The organism is Bradyrhizobium sp. USDA 4354 (assembly GCF_054060315.1).
On sequence record NZ_JBSSDC010000001.1, the window covers coordinates 7506565 to 7524869 of the forward strand.

Genomic DNA, 18305 nt, shown 5'->3' on the forward strand with positions numbered 1-18305 from the left:
AACGAATACATGGCCTTCCTGCAAGTCTAGCATAGGGCCCATGTGCTGGCGCGACGACGCAGGAACGTGACGACGCAAGCAAGCCGCGTGGCAGGCTGAAGGAGCGAGCGAATGGCGGAGAGTGTCGAGAAACTCGAGGACGGGATCGTCCGTTCGGCCGAGCAGGTGTCGAGCCAGATTCGCGCGGCCAAGGACGCGATCGCCTCCGTCATCTTCGGCCAGGATCGTGTGATCGAGAACACGCTGGTCACCATCCTCTCCGGCGGCCATGCGCTCTTGATCGGCGTGCCCGGTCTCGCCAAGACCAAGCTAGTCGAGACGCTCGGCGTCACGCTCGGTCTCGATGCCAAGCGCATCCAGTTCACGCCCGACCTGATGCCCTCGGACATCCTCGGCGCCGAGGTGCTGGACGAGAGCACCGCAGGAAGGCGCGCCTTCCGCTTCATTGCCGGTCCCGTGTTCGCGCAGCTCCTGATGGCCGACGAGATCAACCGCGCCAGCCCGCGCACGCAGTCGGCGCTGTTGCAGGCGATGCAGGAGCAGCACATCACCGTTGCCGGTGCACGTCACGATCTGCCGAAGCCGTTCCACGTGCTCGCGACCCAGAACCCGCTGGAGCAGGAAGGCACCTATCCGCTGCCGGAAGCGCAGCTCGACCGCTTCCTGATGGAGATCGACGTCGACTATCCCGATCGCGATGCCGAGCGCCGCATCCTGTTCGAGACCACCGGCGCCGAGGAGACGCTGGCCAAGGGCGCGATGACGCCCGATGCGCTGATCACCGCGCAGCGGCTGATCCGGCGCCTGCCGGTCGGCGATTCCGTCGTGGAGGCGATCCTGTCGCTGGTGCGCTCGGCCCGCCCGGGTCCGGACGCCGGCGAAGCCGGCAAGTTCATCGCCTGGGGACCCGGCCCGCGCGCCAGCCAATCCTTGATGCTGGCGGTGCGCGCGCGTGCGCTGATCGACGGGCGCCTTGCGCCCTCGGTCGACGACGTGCTCGATCTCGCCGAACCCGTGCTGAAGCATCGCATGGCGCTGACGTTCCAGGCACGCGCCGAAGGCCGCACGATTCCGGACGTGATCCGGCAATTGAAGACACGGATCGGTTGATGGCAGGGGAGAACGGGCACGCAGCGAAGGAGACACTGGCGATCCGACGTGCCGATGGCGAAAGCCGCACGCTCGCCGCTTCGCTGCCGCGCCTGGTGCTCGAGGCCCGCCGCATCGCCGCCAACGTCATCCACGGCCTGCATGGACGGCGCCGCGCCGGCTCGGGCGAAAATTTCTGGCAATACCGCCGCTTCGTCTCCGGCGAGCCGGCGCAGAACGTCGACTGGCGCCGCTCGGCGCGCGACGACCATCTCTATGTCCGCGAGCTCGAATGGGAAGCCTCACACACGGTCTGGATCTGGCCGGACCGCTCGCCCTCGATGGCGTTCGCCTCGAAGACCGCGCGCGAGTCCAAGCTCGAGCGGACGCTGATCGTCGCCTTCGCGCTGGCCGAGCTGCTCGTCGCCGGCGGCGAGCGCGTCGGCATTCCCGGACTGATGGCGCCGACCGCAAGCCGCAGCGTCATCGACAAGATGGCGCAGGCGATGCTGCATGACGGTGCCGACCGCCTCAGCCTGCCGCCGTCATTTGTGCCCGCGGCGCTGGCCGAGATCATCGTGCTGTCGGATTTTTGGTCGCCGATCTCCGAGATCAGGACGACGCTCGCAGGGCTCTCCGGCTCCGGCGCGCATGGCACGATGGTGCAGGTCGTCGATCCCGCCGAGGAATCGTTCCCCTATTCCGGCCGCGTCGAGTTCGTCGAGCCCGAAGGCTTTGGCGTGATCACCGCCGGCCGTGCCGAGAGCTGGGTCCAGGACTACGCCGCGCGGCTCGCGCTGCATCGCGACCAGATCCGCGCCGAGACCAACAAGCTGGATTGGCTGTTCACGACGCACGCGACCGACCGCTCGGCTGCCGAGCTGCTGCTGTTCCTGCACGCGGGCATGCAGGTGAGCAAGTCGGGCGCCCGCACCACGACGATCAAGGCGGGGCCGGCCGCATGATGGGATTGCCGCTCGCCTTCACTCAACCGCTGCTCCTGATCGGCCTCGTCAGCCTGCCCGTGCTGTGGTGGCTCTTGCGCGTGATGCCGCCGCGGCCGCGCCGCATCGAGTTTCCGCCGACGCGGCTGTTGTTCGACATCACGCCGCGCGAAGAGACGCCGTCGCGGACGCCGTGGTGGCTGACCGCGCTCCGCCTGCTCGCCGCCGCGCTGGTGATCTTCGCCGCCGCCGGCCCGATCTGGAATCCGCAAACGGGCCTCGCCGGCAGCAAGGCGCCGCTGATGATCATGTTCGACGACGGCTGGAGCGCCGCATCGCACTGGGACGTCAGGATCAGGGCCGCGGACGAGCTGATCGCCAATGCCGACAACGACGGCCGCGCCATCGCGCTGGTGCCGCTGTCCGAGCCGAACCGCGACATCACCCTGATGCCGGCGGGCGCGGCGCGCGTCGCGCTGCGGCAGCTCGCGCCAAAGCCCTATTCGATCGATCGCGTCGAGACGCTGGCTGCGGTCGACCGCTTCCTCAAAGTCACCGGCGACTGCGAGATCGCATGGCTGTCTGACGGCGTCGACACCGGCCGTGGCGAGGACTTCGTGGCTGGCCTCGGAAAGACCATCGGCGATCGCAGCCTGACCGTGTTCGAAGGCGGCACCTCCTCGCCCTTGGCTCTGGTCGCAGCCGAGAACGCCGCGGCGAAGATGACGGTGAAGGTGCTGCGCACCGACAGCGGCATTGCGGTCGGCACCGTGCGCGCACTGGACCAGAAGGCGTCGCCGATCGGCGAAGCGCGCTATTCGTTCGGTCCGCAGGACAAGGAAACCGAAGCCGCGTTCGATCTGCCGGTCGAGCTGCGCAACGACATCACGCGGCTTGAAATATCCGGCGAGCGCTCCGCCGGCGCGGTGCAGCTGCTCGACAAGCGCTGGCGCCGCCGCGCCATCGGCATCGTCTCGGGCTCGACCAGCGAGACCGCGCAGCCGCTGCTGGCGCCGACCTTCTATCTCACCCGCGCGCTGGCGCCGTTCGCCGACGTGCGGCTCGCCGACAAGGGCTCGCCGCAGCAGGGCATCACGCAATTTTTGGACCAGAAGCTGCCGATGATCATCCTCGCCGATGTCGGTACCATCGCGCCTGAGCTGCGCGAGCGGCTCAATGCGTGGATCGACCAGGGCGGCGTGCTGGTGCGGTTCGCAGGGCCAAGGCTGGCGCAGGCCGAGGACGATCTCGTCCCGGTCAAGCTGCGCAAGGGCGGCCGCACCCTCGGCGGCAGCCTGACCTGGGAGAAGCCGCAGCATCTCGCCGCCTTCGCAGGCGACGGCCCGTTTGCCGGAGTCGCGGTGCCCAAGGACGTCACCGTAAGCCGTCAGGTGCTGGCCGAGCCCGACGCCGTGCTCGCCACCAAGAGCTGGGCCTCGCTGGAAGACGGCACGCCGCTGGTGACCGGCGAGCATCGCGGCAAGGGCCTCGTCAGCCTGTTCCACGTCAGCGCCGACATGCGCTGGTCGGATCTGCCGATGTCGGGCACCTTCGTCGAAATGCTGCGGCGGGTGGTCGACATGTCCGGCTACACGTCCAAGCCCGGCGCGGGTGTTGCCAGCGAAGCGACTGCCGAGACGGTGGCGCCGCTGCACATTCTCGACGGATTTGGCGCCTTCGGCCCGCCGCCGGCGACCGCAAAGCCGCTGCCTGCGGATTATCGCGACCGCGCTACACCCGATCATCCGCCCGGCTTTTATGGTCCGGCCGAAGGACCGCTCGCCGTGAACACGCTTGCTAGCGCCGACCGCATCGCCGCACTGAACACCGCGAGCCTGCGCGCCCGGCACGCCACCTACACCAATGCCGAGCCGCGCGACCTGCGCGGCTGGCTGCTGTCGACGGCGCTCACGCTGTTCCTGGTCGACGCCATCATCGTCGCGGTGCTCGGCGGCGGGATTGCCGCGCTGCTGCGCCGCCGTGCTGCGCCCGCCATGATCGTGCTCGCCTTGCTCGCGGGATTCGCGTCGCTCGCGCCCGCGCCGTCGCGCGCCGATGGCGTATCCGACGAGTTCGCGATGAAGGCGGTGTCGCAGACCCGCCTCGCCTATGTCGTGACAGGCAATGCCGATGTCGATTCCATCGTCAAGGCCGGGATGAACGGGCTGACGCTGTTCCTGGCCCAGCGCACCGCGCTCGAGGCCGGTGATCCCGTCGGCGTCGATCCCGCGCGCGACGAGCTCGCCTTCTTCCCGCTGATCTACTGGCCGATCGTGCCGGGCGCGCCGAAGCCGCCGCAGGACGCCATCAACAAGATCGATGCCTACATGAAGCAGGGCGGCACCGTGCTGTTCGACACCCGCGACGCGATCGAGGCACCGCCCGGCGCGAACGGGGCATCGCAGACCCCGGGCATGCAGACGCTGCGCGAGATCCTGTCGTCGCTCGACGTGCCCGAGCTCGAGCCGGTCCCGCGCGAGCACGTGCTGACCAAGACCTTCTATCTGCTGCGCGACTTCCCCGGCCGCTTCACTGCCGGCCAGACCTGGGTCGAGACCTTGCCGCGCGAAGACGACGAGGACAGCGCGCAGCGGCCGGCGCGCGGCGGCGACGGCGTCTCGCCGATCATCATCACCTCGAACGATCTTGCCGGCGCCTGGGCCGTGCGGCCCGACGGACAGGCCATGCTGCCGGTGACCGGCGGCGACACCCGCCAGCGCGAATTCGCCTACCGCGCCGGCGCCAACATCGTGATGTACACGCTGACCGGCAACTACAAGGCCGACCAGGTGCACGCACCGGCGCTGATCGAACGGCTGGGGCAATGAGATGCGTGTGAGCTTGAGCCATACGCATCGTCATTCCGGGATGGTCCGAAAGACCAGACCACAGGCGCGCTTTGCGCACCGGGGAATCTCGAGATTCCGGATTCGGTCCTGCGGACCGCTCCGGAATGACGTTGATGGATTGGTTTGATGAATTACGGCATCGCATTCACGCCGCTGGTTCCCGCGATCGTCCTGTGGCTCGCGCTCGCCGCGATCGTCGTCGTTGCGCTCGTGCTGCTGGTTGCACGTGCGCGCGGCGCCGCGGTGCGCGTGGCCGCGCTGGCGCTGTTCCTGCTGGCGCTCGCCAATCCCTCTTTCACCCGCGAGGACCGCGATCCACTTACCTCGGTCGCCGCAATCGTCGTCGACAAGAGCCCGAGCCAGAATTTCGGCAACCGCAATCGCGAGGCCGCAGCTGCGCAGGAAGCGCTGGTCGACAGCCTGAAGAAGATCAAGGGACTCGAAGTCCGCGTCGTCGAGGCCGGACAGGCCGACGGCGAGACCGACGGCACCAAGCTGTTCGGGGCCCTCGCCTCGGCCCTGGCGGACGTCCCGGTCGACCGGGTCGCCGGCGCGTTCCTGATCACCGACGGCCGCGTCCACGACATTCCCGCGAACGCCGCCGCGCTTGGTTTCCAGGCGCCGGTGCACGCGCTGATTACGGGGCAGAAGGACGAGCGCGACCGCCGCATCGCGATCACGGCGGCGCCGCGCTTCGGCATCGTCGGCCAGACCCAGACCATCTCCTACCGCCTCGACGACCAGGGCGTCTCCGGCGAGCGCGCCAGGGTCACGATCCGCCGCGACGGCGAGGTCATCAACGAGCGCACGCTCTCGAGCGGCCAGGCCGCCAGCGTCGACGTCGACATCAAGCATGCCGGCCCCAACATCGTCGAGATCGAGGCTTCGCCGCTGGAACGCGAATTGACGCCGGTGAACAACCGCGCGGTCGTCGCCATCGACGGTGTGCGCGACAAGCTGCGCGTGCTACTGGTCTCGGGCGAGCCGCATTCCGGCGAGCGCACCTGGCGCAATCTGCTCAAGTCCGACGCCAGCGTCGATCTCGTGCATTTCACCATTCTCCGCCCGCCGGAGAAGCAGGACGGCACGCCGATCAACGAATTGTCGCTGATCGCGTTTCCGACCCGCGAATTGTTCCAGCAGAAGATCAACGAATTCCAGCTGATCATCTTCGACCGCTACGCCCGCCAGGGCGTGCTGCCGATCGCCTATTTCGACAACATCGCGCGCTATGTCCGCGCTGGCGGCGCGGTGCTGGTCTCGGCAGGTCCCGATTACGCCTCCAACACCAGCATCTGGCGCACGCCGCTGGATTCGGTGCTGCCGGCCGAGCCGGTCGGCGTGACGGAGAAGCCGTTCTATGCGCATCTGTCCGACCTCGGCAAACGCCATCCGGTCACGCGCGGCCTCGAGGGCTCCGCCAGCGAGCCGCCGCGCTGGAGCCGCTTCTTCCGCACCGTCGATACCCGCAATGCGGTCAACCCGCCTGTCATGACCGGCGTCGACGGCAAGCCGCTGCTGTTCCTGTCCCGCTTCGGCGAGGGCCGCGTCGCGCTCTTGCTGTCCGATCACATCTGGCTGTGGGCGCGCGGCTATGAAGGCGGCGGCCCGCATCTCGACCTGCTGAGGCGGATGTCGCACTGGTTGATGAAGCAGCCGGATCTGGACGAGGAGGCGCTGCGCCTCCAGGTGCAGGGCAAGGACCTCGTCGTGGTGCGTCAGACCATGGCGGACAGCGTCCAGCCGGTGAGCGTGACCTCGCCATCGGGCGTGTCGCACGATCTGACGCTGAGCCCCGGCGATCCCGGCGAGTGGCGCGCCAGCCTGCCGGCGAACGAGCTCGGCCTGTGGCAGGCCACCGACGGCACGCTGAAGGCGCTGATCAATGTCGGCCCGACCAATCCGAAAGAGTTTTCGGAAGTCACCTCCACGGTCGATACCTTGAAGCCGCTGACCCAGGCCACGGGCGGCGACGCCGTGCGCGTCGCCAGTAGCTCAAGTGTCGAGCTGCCGCGGATCCTGCCGGTGCGCTCCACCAGCGTCTTCCACGGCGACGGCTGGATGGGGGTGCGGATGCGCGATGCCAGCGTGGTGAAGGGCGTCGGCGTGCTGCCGATCTTCTCCGGCCTGATCGGCCTGTTGCTACTGCTCGGCGCCTTCGCTGCGACCTGGGTCCGCGAGGGGCGGTGAGCTGAAATTCGGTTGGCAGTCCCTTGGTTCACCTCTCCCCGACGGGGAGAGGTCGGATTGCTCAGGCGCGCAATTGCGCGCCTGAGCAATCCGGGTGAGGGGCCGCAGCGCACCGTGAGACCGTTAGCCCTCACCCGGCTCGCATCTTCGATGCGATCCGACCTCTCCCTACGGGAGAGGTGAACCCTCCGCTCACATCGGTTCAGCCAATATTCATCCCACTCTAGTTGCCCGAACGACACATCGCCTCGGCGGTCTGCATGCGCTGATCCCCCCGCCGTTGACATCCGCTAACCGATAGGGCGATGTTACACTATAACATCGCGGCGTCCTGGGATTGGCGCGTCGCGATGTGGGGGTGGCGTTTCCAGATGAAGTGGTTCCGGTCGAATATCAGGCACGGTGCCCGGCTCGCGTTGTTCGCGATGCTGGTGCAGTTCGCGCTGACGTTCGGCCACAGCCACTGGTTCGCGCAGGCCACGCCGCTCGCACAATCCTCAGCCCAGCAGATCGATGGCGCCAAGGACAGCGCAAAAGGCGTGGCTGCGATCGACCGCGCCGCGGTCCAGAAGCAATCGCCCGCCAGCCCCGACCGCGAGCAGCCGGGCGAGGACAATTGCGCGATTTGCGCCGTCGTCGCGATGGCGGGCACAGTCGTGTTCGCGACACCGCCCGTGCTGCTGCTGCCACAGGCGATCGAGCTGCTCCACCGCACCACCGATGCGGAATTTCTCCATCTGAAATCGGCCGGCACGGCGTTCCAGCCCCGCGCGCCTCCCGCGTCCTGACGTCCAACGCTTGATCACGCCCAGCCTCGCCGGACGCCGGCGAATGCCTGGGAGAAGTTGAAGTCGAATTCCGTCGCGCCGCGACGGCAGGCCGCCTCCGATCAGCAGACCATCATCCGGACGGCGCCTGAGTGGAATCAGGACCATGTCATTTCAAATGCGACGCGCGCAGCGCCTTGGCGGAGCAAGCCTGCTCCTGCTCGGCGCCGCCGCCACATCTGCGCTCGCCCAAGACTCGGCGCAAGACAAGTCGTCGACCGAAATTCCCGCCGTCACCGTGACGGCACCCAGCCCCATCGTGCGCAGAGCGGTGGTGCCGTCGCGCAGCGCGGGCCGCCCCACGCGGACCGCGCGCGTGCGCAGCCGCGAGCAGACGGCTGAAGCTGCGCCGGCGGCCACCGCGCCCGCCGCGCCTCAGCAGGGCGTGCTGCCTGTTGTGACCGATCAGTTCGCGACCGTCACCGTGGTGCCCAACGAGGAGATTCGGCGCAACGGCGGCGGCACGCTCGGCGACCTCCTGTTCTCGAAGCCGGGCATCACCGGCTCTGAATACGCACCCGGCGCATCGAGCCGCCCGATCATTCGCGGCCTCGACACCAACCGTGTCGGCATTATCGAGAACGGAACGGGCAGCAACGGCGCGTCCGATCTCGGCGAGGATCACTTCGTGCCGATCGATCCGCTGGCAACCAACCAGGTCGAGGTCATCCGCGGACCGGCGACGCTGCGCTACGGCTCCACCGCGATCGGTGGCGTGGTCAGCGCAACCAACAATCGAATTCCGGATGCCTTGCCGTCCTGCACGGCGCCCTTTCCGACTTACGGACTCCCGACCAAGGCGCCGCTGGCAAACGTCGGATCGCCGGGCTGCATCACCGCGGAAACACGGACGGCGGTGACGTCGGTCGATCGCGGGACCGAAGGTGCCGTGCTGCTCGACGCCGGCGGCGGTAACTTTGCCGTCCACGCCGATGCCTTTGGCCGCAAGGCCGGCGATTACAACATCCCGAGCTACCCGTTCTTGACCGACCCGACGCTGCCGTTCAACGGACGCCAGCCGAATTCGGCATCGCAGGCCTACGGCGGGTCTGTCGGCGGCTCCTACATCTTCGACGGCGGCTACGTGGGCGCGGCGATCACGCAGCACAACGCGCTCTACCACATTCCCGGTATCGAGGGCAGCGAGTTCCTGACGCGGATCGACGGACGACAAACAAAATTCACGACAAAAGGCGAATACCGGCCGGACGCGGCGGCGATCGATGCGATCCGGTTCTGGGCTAGCGCCACCGACTATAAGCACGATGAGGTCGGGCTCGCCGACTCTGCCGACCTCGGCTCCCTCGGCGTGAGACAAACCTTCACCAACAAGGAACAGGAAGGCCGCGTCGAGGTGCAGCTTGCGCCGTTCGACGTCCGCTTTGCCGCGCTGACCACCGCTGTGGGCGTTCAGGCGTCGCACCAGAAGCTGACCGCGCCGAGTCCGGACGATCCAGGCAGCCCGGTCAACGGACTGTTCGATCCGAACAAGAACACAAAGGTCGCCGGGTACATCTTCAACGAGTTCAAGTTCAGCGAAGCCACCAAGGCTCAGATCGCCGGGCGCGTCGAGAGCGCGAGGTTGAGCGGCACGGCGCCGGCCTTCGTCCCCGATGTGTTCGACCTCGCCGTCGATCCGGCCGCGATCGGCCCCGCAACGGCGATCAACCGCAACTTCACGCCGGTGAGCGGGAGCATCGGCCTGATCCACAACCTCCCTTGGGATCTGGTCGCGAGCATCACCGGCCAATATGTCGAGCGTGCGCCGAAACCGGCGGAATTGTTTTCGCGCGGCGGCCACGATGCCACCACCACTTTCGACATAGGCAATCCCAATCTCGGCATCGAGACCGCCAAGTCGGTCGAGGCGGGACTGCGACGGGCGATAGGACCGCTTCGCTTCGAAGTCACCGGCTACTACACAAAGTTCAACGGTTTTATCTACCGGCGCCTGACCGGCAACACGTGTGAGGACGGCGTTTGCCAGCTTGGCCCGGGCCTCGAACTGAATCAGGCGGTCTATTCGCAGCGCGACGCGACATTTCGTGGCGGCGAATTCCAGTTCCAGTACGACGTGATGCCGGTCTGGAACGGAATCTGGGGCATCGAGGGTCAATACGACATCGTGCGCGCGACCTTCGACGACGGCACCAACGTGCCACGCATTCCGCCCCAGCGGCTGGGCGGTGGTGTGTACTATCGCGACGCCGACTGGTTTGCGCGGATCAACCTGCTGCACGCGTTCGCGCAAAACGACATCGCACCGATCGCGGAGACGCCGACGCCCGGCTACAACCTGCTAAGGGCCGAGGTCAGCTACAAGACGAAGCTCGATCAAAGCTGGTTCGGCGCGCGCGAGATGCATGTTGGGCTCGTTGGCAACAACCTGCTGAACGAGAACATCCGCAATGCCGTCTCCTTCAACAAGGACCAGGTGCTGTTGCCGGGCATCGGCGTGCGGGCGTTCGCGAACTTCAAGTTCTAGCTTGCGACGGCCTGCGACACACGCTGTCATTGCGAGGAGCCCTTGCGACGAAGCAATCCAGACTGCCTGCGCAGAAAGATTCTGGATTGCTTCGCTCCGCTCGCAATGACGGAGTATGAGGAGCCGCCGTCGTGCTCTGATGCCTAGCATCGTAGCCCGGATGGAGCGCAGCGTAATCCGGGGTTCTCTCGCCGGGGAAGCACCTTCCCGGATTGCGCTGCGCTCCATCCGGGCTACAGCGACATCACGAGCCCCTACCCCCGCGCCTTGCTCCAGTCAGGGCCGACCGGGCCCGACACGCCCTCGAAAGCGCCGTCGACGAGCTCGAACACCAGGATGCGGGCGGCGTCGACGGGGCCCGGCATGGTGACGCGGCCCTTGGAGACCGGCATGAAGCCGACGCCGCCGTAATAGGGCTCGTCGCCGACCAGCAGCACGAGGCGGTGACCTTTTTCCCTGGCGTCCTTGAGCGCGCGCTCCATCAACTGACGGCCGATGCCGCGGCCGCGGAACGGCGGCTCGACGGTGAGCGGCCCAAGCAGCAGCGCGGGCGTGTCGCCAATCAGGATCGGCAATTGCCTGACCGAGCCGACCAAGAGCGTGCCGATGCGGGCGGTGAAGGACAGTTCGAGCAGATGGTCGACGTGCTCGCGAATCCGGTAGGCGCTCAGCACGAAGCGGCCGGGACCGAAGGTACGTTCGTGCAGCCGCTCGATCGCGTGGGCGTCGCCGGCGGCTTCGGGACGGATGGTCAGTGAGAGATCGTTCATGTCAATTCGCGGAGTAGCACTTGCGCATGCGAAGGTCCATGGGCGGTGTCGGTGCCGGGCTTCACCTCTCCCCAGCGGGCGAACTGCAGGCTTGGCTCAACCTGCGTCCGGTTTCAACGCCGGCTGGGACAGGTAGGCCAGCATCTTCATCTCCCGCCGCCCTCGCGTGACCGTGTCGAGCACGAGCCCCGACGACACCGACAGCAGCGCCATGATCATCAGGCCCATCGACAGCACGGCGGTGGGCAGGCGCGGCACGAGGCCGGTTTCGATGAAGGTGATCACGATCGGGATCGCCAGGATCACCGAGGCCAGCGCCAGCAGGATTCCGATCACCGTGAAGAAGCGCAACGGGCGCTCCGAACGGTAGAGCTTCAGCATGGTGCCGAGGATGCGAAAGCCGTCGCGCCAGGTGTTGAGCTTCGAGAACGAGCCTTCGGGGCGCGCGTAATAGGGCGTCTCGATCTCGGCGACCGGCAGCGATAATTCCAGCGCATAGACCGCGAGCTCGGTCTCGATCTCGAAACCGTCGGAGAGGACGGGGAAGGATTTGACGAAGCGGCGCGAGAACACCCGGTAGCCGGACAGGATGTCCTTGAAAGCGTGACCGAAGGTCGACGACAGGAAGTCGGTGAGCATGCGGTTGCCGGTGCGGTGGCCGAGCCGGTAGGCGGCCTGGGCCTGATCGACGCGAAGGCCGACCACCATGTCGAGACGATCGTCGAGCAGCCTGTCGATCATGCCGGGCGCGCTCGGCGCATCGTAGGTGGCATCGCCGTCGACCAGCACATAGACGTCGGCCTCGATGTCCGCGAACATGCGGCGCACGACGTGGCCCTTGCCTTGCCGCCGCTCGCTGCGCACGATCGCGCCGGCTTCGCGCGCGACCGCGGCGGTCCGGTCGCGCGAATTGTTGTCGTAGACGTAGATCTCCGCCGAGGGCAGCGCCTTGCGGAAACCGGCAACGACGGTTGCGACCGCCGCCTCCTCGTTGTAGCAGGGCACCAGCACGGCGATGCGAAGTTGCGTTGAGGTCATCGCGACGGCACTCCGAGGCTTGTCGGCTCGCGCCCGAGCGGCGTGGCCTGCCGTGCGCGTCGAGCGGGTTACTAGCACAGGCCGCCCTCAGCGCCACGTCGCAATCGGGGGCCTGCCATCGAGCACTTCCGCGATCCGCAGCCGCGTGCCGGGCGTGGTGGCCTCGGGCAACGCGGTGATGGCGAAGAACCCGCATTCGACGATCTCGCGGTTGGGCCCGGGCAGGCGGTCCTGCCTGAACTGCCTGACCACATAGACCGCGACGTGGTCGCGGCGGGAGACGTGGCTGTTGAGGAAGATGCCGTGCAGGACCGCCTCGCCGGTGAGATCGATATCGCCCTCCTCCTTGAGCTCACGCCGCAGCGCCTCTTCCATGGCCTCGCCGAAATCGACGCCGCCGCCGGGCAGATACCAGCCGCTGACGTAGCTGTGCCTGACCAGGAACACGCGATTGTCGGGATCCAGCACCACGGCACGGACGCCGAGCGTCATGCCGCGGACGAGCAGGAAATAGACGTGGAAGATCCGCCGCAGCAACGGCTCGAATCTCCGTCGGACCCGGTTCAAACGTTCTCCCATCAGATTTCCCTGCCGCCGCGGTTCAGGCCCGGCTTGCGCGTTCCTCGCGACCTTGCCATTACAGCGGAGCAATAGCGAGGCAATCGCGCGCCATGACTCCCCTCACGCTGGCCCCCTTCACGCTCGCCCATCTGTCCGACCCGCATCTGCCGCCTTTGCCGAAACCGCGGCTGATCGAGCTCGCCGGCAAGCGCGCGCTCGGCTATGTCAACTGGACGCGCAATCGCCACAAGTACCAGCGCCGCGAGGTTCTCGACGCGGTGGTCGCCGACATGAAGGCGCAGGCGCCCGACCACATCGCGGTGACGGGCGATCTCGTCAACCTCGCGCTGGAGGCGGAATTCGCGCCGGCCCTGGACTGGCTCGAGAGCGTCGGTCCGCCCGACCGCGTGACCGCGATTCCCGGCAATCACGACGCCTATGTCAGCGCGACGCGTCATCGCTTCGGCGAGACGTTCCTGCACTACATCGCCGCGGATACTCCTGGCGCCGCGGCCTTCCCGGCGGTGCGCCGGCGCGGGCCGCTCGCGCTCATCAGCCTGTCCACGGCGGTGCCGACCCTGCCGCTGATGGCGACGGGCACGCTCGGGCGCGATCAGCTCGCCTCGCTCGCAGAGGTCCTCGAACGGCTCGCGGCGGAGGACGTTTTCCGCGTGCTGCTGGTGCATCATCCGCTGAAGTCCAGCGCGCGCCAGAAGCGGATGACGGACGCGCCGGAATTGCTGGCGCTCTTGAAGCGCCACGGCGTCGAGCTGGTCCTGCACGGGCACGACCACGTTCATTCGACGATATGGGTCGAAGGCCCCAACGGCAACATTCCCGCGCTCGGCGTGCCCTCGGCCTCCGCGCTCGCGCACGGCCGCTATCCCGCGGCGGCGTACAATCTGTTCAGAATCGAGAAGGACAACGCCGGCTGGCGCTGCGAGCAGACGGTGCGGAGCCTGGGGGCTGGATTCCAGATCGGGCAGATCAAGCATGTGCGGCTGATTTAGAGCCGCTGTCATTGCGAGCGAAGCGAAGCAATCCAGAGTCTTTCCGCGGAGGGATTCTGGATTGCTTCGTCGCAAGGGCTCCTCGCAATGACGGTGGAGAGAACCTCACCAGCTCCGCAGGGCCGCAACCAGGGCGACCCCGAACAACGCGGCAGCGCCGAGCACGAAGCCGAACACGAACGGCCAGAGGCGCGAGCGGCGCGGCGGCTCGGTCGCCGCTGCTCGCGGTTCGGGCGGGACCACCATCGCACGCTCACGCTCGATCATGCGGCGGGCGACATAGTCGGTGACGGCCTCGACGATCACAGCGGTGTCGTGCGATTCGGCGAGCACGATGCGGCCAAAGCGAGTGTCCTGGACGAAGCGGTACATCCGCTTGTCGCGCCCCATCACGATGTGGGCGACGACGTCGATCCAGAGTCTCGGCGTATCGCCCTGGCTGATGCCGCGATCGAACAGGTCGATCGTATCCGGCACCTGCGCGAACAGAGGATCGAGCGCATCGTTGAGGATCTCGAGCCGCGCCACCTCGGCGTCCCTGAGATCGACGACAACGCCGGTCCGGTCGGCGGCCTCGATCCGCGCGCGCAGCAGCGCATCGCGCAGCCGCACCGGGCGCGGCTGGCCGGGATGGGTCCCGCTGGTCTCGGGCTCTGACATTGTCGGCCTCGTCCTCGACTTTCCGTCATTAACCTATCAGCAACCACCCCCTCCGCAAAGGCCCACAATTCCAGATACTTACGGCGCCCACAGCCGTTTCACCTGTACCAAAAACAGACGATCCCACCCAGGCTTAAGGCCTGGATGGGACCATCCGTCCTTGGACGTCTTCTTAATTCAGCTCGGCAGCCGCCTGATCAGGCTGCCGGGGCGCGCTGCGGCTCTTCCACGATCGAGAAGCGGACGCCGGCCTTGTGGCGGCTCTCTTCCGACACCTCGCGCCAGCAGTCCTCGGCTTCCTTGCGGGACTTGAACGGACCTTTGACCTGGGCCGAGCCTTCCACGAGCTTGTGGAAGTTCATCGAACCGAACTCGCCGCCGATCACCCAGAAATTGCTGCCTTTGGTCATTGTCAGTCTCCTGTTGAGGTGCGTGACCGGCCTGGACTCCAACCTGGCGTCCAGACCGGTCCGATCCGCCGTTAGCCGAACTGGTTCATCGTGTTGTGGGCGCCGCCCGCCTTCAGCGCAGCGTCGCCGGCGAAGTACTCCTTGTGGTCGTCGCCGATATCGGAGCCGGCCATGTTCTGGTGCTTCACGCAGGCGATGCCCTGACGGATCTCGGCGCGCTGGACGTTCTTGACGTAGCCGAGCATGCCCTGCTCGCCGAAATACTCGCGGGCGAGGTTGTCGGTCGACAGCGCCGCCGTGTGATAGGTCGGCAACGTAATCAGGTGGTGGAAGATGCCGGCGCGCTTGGCCGAATCCGCCTGGAAGGTGCGGATACGCTCGTCGGCCTCCTTCGCCAGCGGCGTGTCGTCATATTCCGCCTTCATCAGATCGGCGCGGTTGTACTTGCTGACATCCTGGCCGGCTTCCTTCCAGGCGTCATAGACCTGCCAACGGAAGTTGAGCGTCCAGTTGAACGAGGGCGAGTTGTTGTAGGCGAGCTTGGCGTTCGGCACCACCTTGCGGATGCGGTCGACCATGCTGGCGATCTGCTCGATATGCGGCTTCTCGGTCTCGATCCAGAGCAGGTCGGCGCCGTTCTGGAGCGAGGTGATGCAGTCGAGCACGCAGCGGTCCGCACCGGTGCCGGGGCGGAACTGGTAGAGGTTGGAGGGCAGCCGCTTCGGACGCATCATCTTGCCGTTGCGGTTGATGATGACGTCGCCGTTGCGGGCGTTCTCCGGCGTGACTTCCTCGCAATCGAGGAAGCTGTTGTACTGGTCGCCGATGTCGCCGGGCTTGTGGCTGACGGCGATCTGCTGCGTCAGGCCGGCGCCGAGCGAGTCGGTGCGGGTCACGACGATGCCGTCTTCGACGCCGAGCTCGAGGAAGGCGTGGCGGCAGGCGCGGATCTTCGCCAGGAAGACCTCATGCGGCACGGTGACCTTGCCGTCCTGATGGCCGCACTGCTTCTCGTCCGAGACCTGGTTCTCGATCTGCAGCGCGCAGGCGCCCGCCTCGATCATCTTCTTGGCGAGCAGATAGGTCGCCTCGGCGTTGCCGAAGCCGGCATCGATGTCGGCGATGACGGGGACGACATGGGTCTGGAAGTTGTCGATCTTCTCGATCAGCTCCTTCTCGCGGATCTTGTCGCCTTCCTTGCGCGCCTTGTCGAGGCTGCGGAAGATGTCGTTGAGCTCGCGCGAGTCCGCCTGACGCAGGAAGGTGTAGAGCTCCTCGATCAGCGCCGGCACCGAGGTCTTCTCGTGCATCGACTGGTCAGGCAGCGGGCCGAACTCGGAGCGCAGCGCCGCGATCATCCAGCCCGAGAGGTACAGATAGGTGCGATCGGTCTTGCCGAAGTGCTTCTTGACCGAGATCAGCTTCTGCTGGGCGATGAAGCCGTGCCAGCAGCCCAGCGACTGCGTGTACTTGGTGGGGTCGTTGTCATAGGCGGCCATGTCGGCCCGCATCAAAGCCGCGGTGTAGCGGGCGACGTCGAGGCCGGTCTTGAAGCGGTTCTGCAGACGCATGCGGGCGACGGCCTCGGCCGAGACGCCGTTCCAGGTCGGCTGGGTCTCAAGGAGCGCCTGGGCCGCCTTGACCTCGTCCCGATACGAGGACGGGCGCTGGAGCGCGTTGATGCCACGGGGCTGGTAATTCATGTGCCTGATCCTTTCGCTGACGACGGCGATGGCTTGCCATCGACATTCTTGACAGTGCATTGCGATATGCGTGTCAGGAGCTAAACGCGAAACAGAAACTTCGTATAGAGGCCTTGTTTTTTATTGGTGATGTCATGTAACATCAGAACATGTAATAGATGTTATTTTGTAAATTTTGTAAATCATAGGTCAGATATGTTGACCTTGATGCCGCTGGAGACCTGACAATGCCCGCCGAGTCCGGGAAGAAACTGTTCGTCGGCCCGCGCTTCCGGCGGATCCGTCAACAATTGGGGTTGTCGCAGACCCAGATCGCCGAGGGGCTGGGGATCTCACCGAGCTACGTCAACCTGATCGAGCGCAACCAGCGCCCGGTGACGGCCCAGATCCTGCTGCGGCTGGCCGAGACCTACGACCTCGACCTGCGCGACCTCGCCACCGCCGACGAGGACCGCTTCTTCGCCGAGCTCAACGAGATCTTCTCCGATCCCTTGTTCCGCCAGATCGACGTTCCCAAGCAGGAACTGCGCGACCTCGCCGAGCTCTGCCCCGGCGTCACCCATGCGCTGCAGCGGCTCTACGCCGCCTATACCGAGGCGCGCCAGGGCGAGACGCTGGCCGCCGCGCAAATGGCCGACCGCGACGTCGGCACGCGCTATGAGGCCAATCCGGTCGAGCGCGTGCGCGAGCTGATCGAGGCCAACCGCAACTATTTCCCGGAGCTGGAGCAGGCTGCGGAGAATCTGCGCGATGAGCTGAACGTGCCGGCCGAGGGGCTGTACGCGGCGCTGGTTGCGCGCCTGCGCGAGAAGCACTCGATCCAAACCCGCATCATGCCGGTCGATGTGATGCGCGAGACGCTTCGGCGCTTCGACCGCCACCGCCGCCAGCTCCTGATCTCGGAGCTGGTCGACCCGCCCGGCCGCGCATTCCAGCTCGCCTTCCAGCTCGGCTTAGGTGAATGCGCGCAGCACCTGGAGACCATCATCGGCCGCGCCGGTCCGCTGGATGATGCGCCGCGCCGGCTGTTCCGCATCACGCTCGGCAATTACTTTGCGGCGGCGGTGATGATGCCCTACCCCGCATTCCTCGCCGCCGCCGAGGCGCTGAACTACGACATCCACGTGCTGGCGCAGCGCTTCAATTCGGGCTTCGAGCAGGTCTGCCACCGCCTCACCACCCTGCAGCGGCCGAATGCGCGCGGCATTCCGTTCTTCCTCTTGCGCGTCGACAATGCCGGCAACGTCTCGAAGCGCTTCTCGTCCGGCACCTTCCCGTTCTCGAAATTCGGCGGCACCTGCCCCCTGTGGAACGTGCACTCGACCTTCGATACGCCGGACCGCCTGCTCAAGCAGGTGATCGAATTGCCCGACGGCACACGCTATTTCTCGATTGCGCAGATGGTGCGTCGTCCCGTCGCGCCGCATCCGCTTCCGCAGCCGCGCTTTGCCATCGGCCTCGGCTGCGAGATCCGCCACGCCGCGCGCCTGACCTACGCCGCGGGCATGGACCTCGAGAAGACAGACGGCACGCCGATCGGCGTCAACTGCCGGCTCTGCGAGCGCGAAAACTGCGCCCAGCGCGCCGAGCCGCCGATCACGCGCACGTTGATTCTGGACGAGACGACGCGGCGGGTGTCGAGCTTCGCGTTCTCGAATGCACGGGAGTTGTGAGGGTATTCAGCTCTCGTGTCCCGGACGCGCAGCAGCGCTCTTGCGCTGCTGCGCAGAGCGGGGACCCAGCGAGCCACGCACGCCGCACCATGGGCC

The 18305-nt window shown here is 66.7% G+C and carries 14 protein-coding genes; 8 read left to right on the top strand and 6 right to left on the bottom strand.

The window, feature by feature from the left end:
* Window positions 1–111 precede the first annotated feature (111 nt).
* From ACVIIV_RS34945 to ACVIIV_RS34970, 6 genes are all read left to right on the top strand, one after another.
* A complete protein-coding gene (locus ACVIIV_RS34945; protein WP_456748248.1) occupies window positions 112–1110 on the top strand; it encodes an AAA family ATPase in 999 nt (332 codons plus the stop codon).
* Window positions 1110–2054: a DUF58 domain-containing protein gene (locus ACVIIV_RS34950; protein ID WP_456748249.1), complete on the top strand. Its 945-nt coding sequence runs from the start codon at window positions 1110–1112 to the stop codon at window positions 2052–2054. The genes ACVIIV_RS34945 and ACVIIV_RS34950 overlap by 1 nt, the downstream gene beginning before the upstream one ends.
* A complete protein-coding gene (locus tag ACVIIV_RS34955) occupies window positions 2051–4861 on the top strand; it encodes a DUF4159 domain-containing protein (protein ID WP_456748250.1) in 2811 nt (936 codons plus the stop codon). The genes ACVIIV_RS34950 and ACVIIV_RS34955 overlap by 4 nt, the downstream gene beginning before the upstream one ends.
* Before the next feature lie 147 nt (window positions 4862–5008).
* A complete protein-coding gene (locus tag ACVIIV_RS34960) occupies window positions 5009–7072 on the top strand; it encodes a hypothetical protein (protein ID WP_456748251.1) in 2064 nt (687 codons plus the stop codon).
* 371 nt (window positions 7073–7443) lie between these two features.
* Window positions 7444–7860 carry a DUF2946 family protein gene (locus ACVIIV_RS34965; RefSeq protein ID WP_456748906.1) on the top strand — a complete coding sequence of 139 codons (417 nt, stop codon included), beginning with the start codon at window positions 7444–7446 and terminating at the stop codon, window positions 7858–7860.
* Between the two features lie 145 nt (window positions 7861–8005).
* The gene (locus ACVIIV_RS34970) at window positions 8006–10384 is read left to right on the top strand and encodes a TonB-dependent receptor (RefSeq protein WP_456748252.1); all 2379 of its coding nucleotides are present in this window, start codon (window positions 8006–8008) and stop codon (window positions 10382–10384) included.
* 254 nt (window positions 10385–10638) lie between these two features.
* Here the strand turns inward: ACVIIV_RS34970 and ACVIIV_RS34975 are convergent, their stop codons facing one another.
* From ACVIIV_RS34975 to ACVIIV_RS34985, 3 genes are all read right to left on the bottom strand, one after another.
* Window positions 10639–11154 (bottom strand): GNAT family N-acetyltransferase, encoded by a 516-nt coding sequence (locus ACVIIV_RS34975; RefSeq protein WP_456748253.1) that lies wholly within the window; start codon window positions 11152–11154, stop codon window positions 10639–10641.
* 96 nt (window positions 11155–11250) lie between these two features.
* Window positions 11251–12192: a glycosyltransferase family 2 protein gene (locus ACVIIV_RS34980; protein ID WP_456748254.1), complete on the bottom strand. Its 942-nt coding sequence runs from the start codon at window positions 12190–12192 to the stop codon at window positions 11251–11253.
* A gap of 87 nt (window positions 12193–12279) precedes the next feature.
* Entirely contained in the window at window positions 12280–12771 is a 492-nt protein-coding gene (locus tag ACVIIV_RS34985) for an NUDIX domain-containing protein (RefSeq protein WP_456748255.1), read from the bottom strand.
* Between the two features lie 107 nt (window positions 12772–12878).
* On the opposite strand from ACVIIV_RS34985, the gene ACVIIV_RS34990 reads away from it, so the two are divergent.
* Window positions 12879–13763 carry a metallophosphoesterase family protein gene (locus tag ACVIIV_RS34990; RefSeq protein ID WP_456748907.1) on the top strand — a complete coding sequence of 295 codons (885 nt, stop codon included), beginning with the start codon at window positions 12879–12881 and terminating at the stop codon, window positions 13761–13763.
* 105 nt (window positions 13764–13868) lie between these two features.
* On the opposite strand, the gene ACVIIV_RS34995 is transcribed toward ACVIIV_RS34990, so the two are convergent.
* The 3 genes from ACVIIV_RS34995 to ACVIIV_RS35005 form a co-directional block, all read right to left on the bottom strand.
* Complete coding sequence (locus ACVIIV_RS34995; protein WP_456748256.1) at window positions 13869–14423, bottom strand: hypothetical protein; 555 nt, start codon at window positions 14421–14423, stop codon at window positions 13869–13871.
* Between the two features lie 197 nt (window positions 14424–14620).
* On the bottom strand, window positions 14621–14833 hold the full coding sequence (locus ACVIIV_RS35000) for a DUF4170 domain-containing protein (RefSeq protein ID WP_027575539.1): 213 nt from the start codon (window positions 14831–14833) through the stop codon (window positions 14621–14623).
* A 71-nt stretch (window positions 14834–14904) separates the two neighbouring features.
* Complete coding sequence (locus tag ACVIIV_RS35005) at window positions 14905–16536, bottom strand: isocitrate lyase (protein WP_456748257.1); 1632 nt, start codon at window positions 16534–16536, stop codon at window positions 14905–14907.
* Window positions 16537–16763: 227 nt separating this feature from the next.
* Between ACVIIV_RS35005 and ACVIIV_RS35010 the strand changes: the two genes are divergently transcribed.
* Window positions 16764–18209, top strand: a complete 1446-nt coding sequence (locus tag ACVIIV_RS35010) for a helix-turn-helix domain-containing protein (protein ID WP_456748258.1) — start codon at window positions 16764–16766, stop codon at window positions 18207–18209.
* Window positions 18210–18305: the final 96 nt, after the last annotated feature.

Bases quoted from the DNA above. Each gene is read 5' to 3' on its own strand.
- ACVIIV_RS34985 (WP_456748255.1), bottom strand. From the start codon at position 12,771: ATGGGAGAACGTTTGAACCGGGTCCGACGGAGATTCGAGCCGTTGCTG.
- ACVIIV_RS34955 (WP_456748250.1), top strand. From the start codon at position 2,051: ATGATGGGATTGCCGCTCGCCTTCACTCAACCGCTGCTCCTGATCGGC.
- ACVIIV_RS34995 (WP_456748256.1), bottom strand. From the start codon at position 14,423: ATGTCAGAGCCCGAGACCAGCGGGACCCATCCCGGCCAGCCGCGCCCG.
- ACVIIV_RS34980 (WP_456748254.1), bottom strand. From the start codon at position 12,192: ATGACCTCAACGCAACTTCGCATCGCCGTGCTGGTGCCCTGCTACAAC.
- ACVIIV_RS34970 (WP_456748252.1), top strand. From the start codon at position 8,006: ATGTCATTTCAAATGCGACGCGCGCAGCGCCTTGGCGGAGCAAGCCTG.
- ACVIIV_RS35005 (WP_456748257.1), bottom strand. From the start codon at position 16,536: ATGAATTACCAGCCCCGTGGCATCAACGCGCTCCAGCGCCCGTCCTCG.
- ACVIIV_RS34965 (WP_456748906.1), top strand. From the start codon at position 7,444: ATGAAGTGGTTCCGGTCGAATATCAGGCACGGTGCCCGGCTCGCGTTG.
- ACVIIV_RS35010 (WP_456748258.1), top strand. From the start codon at position 16,764: ATGCCCGCCGAGTCCGGGAAGAAACTGTTCGTCGGCCCGCGCTTCCGG.
- ACVIIV_RS34960 (WP_456748251.1), top strand. From the start codon at position 5,009: ATGAATTACGGCATCGCATTCACGCCGCTGGTTCCCGCGATCGTCCTG.
- ACVIIV_RS34975 (WP_456748253.1), bottom strand. From the start codon at position 11,154: ATGAACGATCTCTCACTGACCATCCGTCCCGAAGCCGCCGGCGACGCC.
- ACVIIV_RS34950 (WP_456748249.1), top strand. From the start codon at position 1,110: ATGGCAGGGGAGAACGGGCACGCAGCGAAGGAGACACTGGCGATCCGA.
- ACVIIV_RS34945 (WP_456748248.1), top strand. From the start codon at position 112: ATGGCGGAGAGTGTCGAGAAACTCGAGGACGGGATCGTCCGTTCGGCC.
- ACVIIV_RS35000 (WP_027575539.1), bottom strand. From the start codon at position 14,833: ATGACCAAAGGCAGCAATTTCTGGGTGATCGGCGGCGAGTTCGGTTCG.